Here is a 5,197-nt window from a genome sequence, read left to right on the forward strand (position 1 = left end):
AATAAATTGTCGCCCGAATGCTTCGCCCCTACACAATACAGCCCCGACGCTTTATTCCCTAGTTTTTAGCTATATTATTCCCATATTAAGTTTAGTTGTTCTTGCGCTTTTTGTAAAGCTTTTGCTGGAGATTCGCCTAGCATAGTTGATTCGATCGCTCTCCCCAAACTTTCAGATAGGCGGCTATAACCGGGAATAATCGGTCGAGAACCGGCGGCATTCATTTGTTGGAGGAAAACTTTGAGGACAGGTTTTTGCTGAAGCAATTTTTGATAAGCGGGACTGGCGGCGGCGTTAATATTTATGGGTAAAAATCCTGTGGCAATACTCCATTCAATTTGGAATTCGTCACTCAAAAGATATTCTAAAAATTTAATAGAAGCTCGTTCTCTCTCTGGTGTGGTTTTCATCACAAACATATTGTTGCTACCAAACACAGTTGCTTGCTTGCGATTTCCCGGAACAGGAAAGACATCAAAATCAACTTTACTTTTCATTATCAATGTCCAAGGCCCAGTTAACTGCATGGCAACGCGACCGGCAATGAAATCATCTTCTTCATATCCCCGTTCTGGTGCAGAGAATTTTGTAGAGCCATCTTTTATCAAATTTTGCCAAAATTGTAAAGCTGCGATCGCACCTGGATTAACCAAATTAGGGCGGTTATCTTTGACTAAGTTTCCATCAGCACCCAACAAGAAAGGAAACCAAGTAAAAACCGTCCATTCTCCTTTACCCAAAGGCATTAACATCCCGTATTGTTCCGGATAACCATCGCTATTGCGGTCTAAGGTTAGTTTTTTCGCTACTTGGCGAAGTTCTGCCCAAGTTTTTGGCAACTCGGTAATCCCCGCCGCTTTAAAAAGTGTCGGTCTATAAAAAATGCCGATATTTCCCGCAAACATGGGAACTGACCAAACATGGTCATATAACTCCATTTCTCCCCATAATTTGGGCATTATTTTTGACTTTAGCGGCGATTTGTTCAGCCAATCATCTAAAGGTCGAATCGCTCCAAGTTCAACTAACTGGCCTGTAATTTGGGTGTTGAATGATAAGATATCTGGGGGAGAATTACCGACGATCGCAGTGAGAATTTTGGGTAACTGTTGGTCTAATTGTCCGGCGTAGATAGATTCTACTTCAATATCTGGATGATCTTGATTAAATCGATCTACGACTTTTTGAAACACATCCCGATTGGGAGGGGGATTAATACCATGCCATACGGTGATATGCGTAACGCCTTTATCTTTTGGGGCTGTAGTTTGACAAGCAGTTAATATAAGTAAAGATAGGCTGAGTAAAATAATTGTTAGGTAGCGCGAACAAATATTTAAAATTTTCATACGTTTATTGTTAGGCTATTTATTTGGGGATGGTGGGTTACGACACGCTCTGAAAGGGAGAGGGAAGCGGAGAAATTTTTGACTTTTGACTTTTAGATTGCCCGTGCCTAACCCACCCTACACTTAGATAAGATTTTACGGATTTGATGAGAGAATCTATTTGTTAACAAAATCTTTTGTTATACTGGTTTCGGCTCTGGTATAAATATAAGTTTTTGGCTCGGTTAATTTTTGAGTTTTAAATCTTTTTTCCGCTCTATACCAAAAGTCTGTATCTTCTCCAAAATCAAGGTTATTAAAACCATTCAAATCAAAAAATACGTGCCTTTTCCCAAAAAAGGTTGCCCCGAATACACAATACTTTATGCTAATCAGTTTATCTCTTTGGAAGTAATCGGGTACGAAAAGTTCTTCGTCTTCAGAGTACAATCCACCTTCAATTAAGTCAATTTCGGGATGAGCTTTCATATATTCTAAGCGTGACTGTAAATGCTCTGGTTTATATTGGTCATCGCTGTCTAAAAAGGTGATGTAATTGCCAAATGATGCTTGTATGCCAGCATTTCTGGAATAACCGGGCTTCCTATTTTTATGTTTGAGATAGCGAATGTTATCAAATTTTTGGACAAAAGACTCGACAATTGCAAAGGTATTGTCATTACTGCCATCATCGACTATAATCAGTTCCCAATTTGGAAACGTTTGTGCGATCGCACTATTAATACAGTCGCTTAAATACTTAGCTCGATTGTAGGTAGGAAGGATAATGGAGATTTCCGGAATTAGGATAAAATTCAAACCGCTCATTTCATCTGTCCTTTAGTTATACTTGAATATTGGGGATTAACATCTGAGCGATGACCAATCAATTTTCAGGTGGATTTTTAGAATTTGGGCGATTGGAGAAATTATCCACACCCGATAACCCCCGAATCCGACTTAACTGAGTCAAAGCCCAGCGTGCAGTTTGTTGCACTTCCTCATCGGGATCGTCAACTGCGTGGCGCAAAAGTTGACTGACTTGAGCCATCATATCAAAAATGCGCGTCACATCTCGAATCGCGTTTTTCCGCACCTCTGGATTGTCATCTTGCAGGGACATAGCTAAAGCGCGATTCATCGGCTTGAGCGTGCGGGTGCCGATTTGGGATAGCGCTTCTAAAATTAAGCTGCGCTGCATAGAATCTGCATCCATCATTATTTCCAGTAGAGGCTGTACCGCTCTAGAATCGCCTCTTTGTGCTAATTCCCAAATGGCTTTGCGCCGTTTTGTCGGATCGGGATTTTGCAGATCTTTAATTAATTCATCAATTATATTGATTTTGGGTAGGCGAGTCGGTTCTCGAATTTCTAAAGCTTCTGTTTGGGGCGATGTTGTTGATTGTTCGAGAGGTTTATTTTCACCAACTGGGGAAATGGAACTGCTGTAGATGTTTGTCTCTAACTGCGGCTGTGCAGTTAATTCTTCTGTATGTTTGTTTTCTAAGACCGATGAAGTATCACCGATGTAGCTGTTTGTTTCGATTTGGGAATGGTGGCTTAATTCTTCCGCAGGTTTATTTTCCCAAACCGATGAAATGTCATCGCTGTAGCGGTTTGTTTCTGCCTGCAAGTGTGGGGCTGGTTGTTCTGGATATGTATTTTCGGAGATAGTTGAAAAGCCATTGTTTTGGGCATTTTTATCAGTTTGTGATTGAAATGGGTTAGCCTTGATGTCTGGGGTGTCAGTGCGATCGGACTCTGGATCTGGAGGCAGCTCTTCAGCTACACTTTCCGTGCGATCGCTAGGGTGTCTCACCACGTAAAACAGCCCCACTCCACCGATAATCAAAAGGACTGCCCCTGTACCTATCCACAATAATGGTGAGTTGAGGTTAAAACTTTTAGTCGTTTTAGCCGCTGTAGTTGGCTTGGGAGTCGGTTTTTCTTTACTGAAGTTAAGGTCGCTAAAATCTGGAACAGTTTCTTTTGGGGAAGGTTTTGCAGTTGGGCTGGGCGAGTTGCGCTGTGCAAATAGAGTTGCCCCAGGTGTAGTGGCAAACAACTTACCGATTCCCGTCTCCAAGATGAGCAAGTCCGACTGAGGCGCGGGGTAGCCATAAATTGGCGCTCCAACGGCACTGGGGCTAAAGCCCAGGCAAGTCATACAAGAAAGCAGAAATAAAGCGGAGCGTGAGGGCGACATAAACTAACTCAGGGGTAGAAGGGGCTGCCAGTATAACCCACTGGGTAGATGACTTTGAGCTAGTTTAATCCTAAACTGGCATTTGCCAAGAAACTCAGCCCTGATGCGTTAGCGATCGCAAAGTCTTCACAAACACAGTAGAAATTGGCAACTCCCTGCCGCTAATTTAGCGCCAAATTTCCGATTCAGATTCGGCAATTTTGACGGTAACCTTTGCCAATTCTAATTCCGAAGGTGCCAATAAAGGTTGGTTTTCGCTAGAAGGTTTTTCAGTACTGGGGTTAGCTACTGATTTTTTAGACTGAAGCCATTTTGCCAGAATATCCCGTTGATTGACTAGATAGATGCTGACCAGAGTGAGGCAGACACCCATCCATTGATAGGGTGCGAGCGTTTCCGATAGGAAGATGTTGCCAAATAGGAGGGCGAAGACGGGAGTTAGGAAGGTAAGGGAACTGAGACTGGTCAAACTGCCTGCTTTGGCAAAATAAAAGAACAAACCGTAGGCTAAAGCACTGCCAAAAACGGTTGAGTAGCTCAAGGCCATCCAACTGGATAAATCCAATTGCTGCCACTGCTCGGATTCTACAGCTGCTGAGAGACCAAATAAAGGCAAACCTCCCAAAATCATGTGCCAACCTGTAGCTACCACCGGGTCGGCATAGCGACATACGATCCGAATAGTCACCGTTCCCAGCGCCATTGAAAGTGCCGCTAGCAGCATCAGCCACTCACCATTTTGAAACAATTGATGAATATCTACCGATGTGGCGATCGAACCTCCTGCCAGCAAATTTGTTATCCACTCTTGGGGTAAGCCGATGAAACTAATACCCAGGACGCCTATACCAAGTCCCAGCCATCCCCACAATCCTATGCGTTCTTGAAACAGCCACAGCGACAGCACAGCTACCGCCAGAGGTTGGGAGTCGATCATTACCGACCCCAAACCGGCACTGGTGCGAACTAATCCCTCTGCCAAAAAGCCTTGAAACAGCGCCCCATCTACGAGGGCAAACAAGCCAATCCACAGCCAAGCTGACCCAGTGCGGGGCTGGGGTCTTCCAGTTAGCATCGCAAACAGCAACACCAAAACTCCCGCAGGCACCAAGCGTACCCCAGCCATGAATAGGGGTGTGGTTTGGGGCATGACTCCTTTCATTGCTACCATTGCCGTACCCCACAGGAAAAAGGGAGCGATGAGAAGTAAAGAAGCAAAAGGAAGTCTGGATTCAGCGAGCTTCGTTTCCATCCCTGTCAGGGATTCACGGTTTGCCTCCGTTGTTCGCGTGAATGGTAATTGTAAATTTTTTGTCATGTCAAATAAAATTGGGATCGACTGCATTTATTCGTTCGGTGGTTCTTTGGGCTGTTGGGCAGGAAAGATGCCTTACCCGCTAAGCGTTTCGCCCAATCAATAATTTTTGGTTATTGTACGGGAGAGCTATTTTTACTCAGTTATTCTAATTGTATTGAATTATGTATTTCTGTTAAGTAGCTGACACACGTCGAAATATCTGCCAAAAGAACCTGCGCTTTTCCCCCACAAGCTAGGCCAGCCAGTTAACCCAGCCAGGAATAAGGCAAACTAGGGAAGAGGGCGTCGGAGCTAGGGGCTAGGGAAAAGGGGCTAGGGGCTAGGGGAAGAGGGCGTCGGGGAAGA

4 protein-coding genes are annotated in these 5,197 nt (G+C 44.1%); all 4 read right to left on the minus strand.

Features of this window, described 5'->3' with window-relative positions; all coding sequences use genetic code 11:
* Nucleotides 1-74: 74 nt before the first annotated feature.
* Nucleotides 75-1,349 carry an ABC transporter substrate-binding protein gene (locus H6S82_RS16835; RefSeq protein WP_190470337.1) on the minus strand — a complete coding sequence of 425 codons (1,275 nt, stop codon included), beginning with the start codon at nucleotides 1,347-1,349 and terminating at the stop codon, nucleotides 75-77.
* A gap of 156 nt (nucleotides 1,350-1,505) precedes the next feature.
* Nucleotides 1,506-2,156: a glycosyltransferase family 2 protein gene (locus H6S82_RS16840; RefSeq protein ID WP_190470341.1), complete on the minus strand. Its 651-nt coding sequence runs from the start codon at nucleotides 2,154-2,156 to the stop codon at nucleotides 1,506-1,508.
* 58 nt (nucleotides 2,157-2,214) lie between these two features.
* Nucleotides 2,215-3,534: a HEAT repeat domain-containing protein gene (locus tag H6S82_RS16845; protein WP_199315474.1), complete on the minus strand. Its 1,320-nt coding sequence runs from the start codon at nucleotides 3,532-3,534 to the stop codon at nucleotides 2,215-2,217.
* A 166-nt stretch (nucleotides 3,535-3,700) separates the two neighbouring features.
* Nucleotides 3,701-4,786 (minus strand): EamA family transporter, encoded by a 1,086-nt coding sequence (locus H6S82_RS16850; protein WP_190470359.1) that lies wholly within the window; start codon nucleotides 4,784-4,786, stop codon nucleotides 3,701-3,703.
* Nucleotides 4,787-5,197: the final 411 nt, after the last annotated feature.

It is taken from the genome of Planktothrix sp. FACHB-1355, assembly GCF_014748295.1.
In the GTDB taxonomy this organism is placed as follows: Bacteria; Cyanobacteriota; Cyanobacteriia; order Cyanobacteriales; family Aerosakkonemataceae; genus Aerosakkonema; species Aerosakkonema funiforme_A.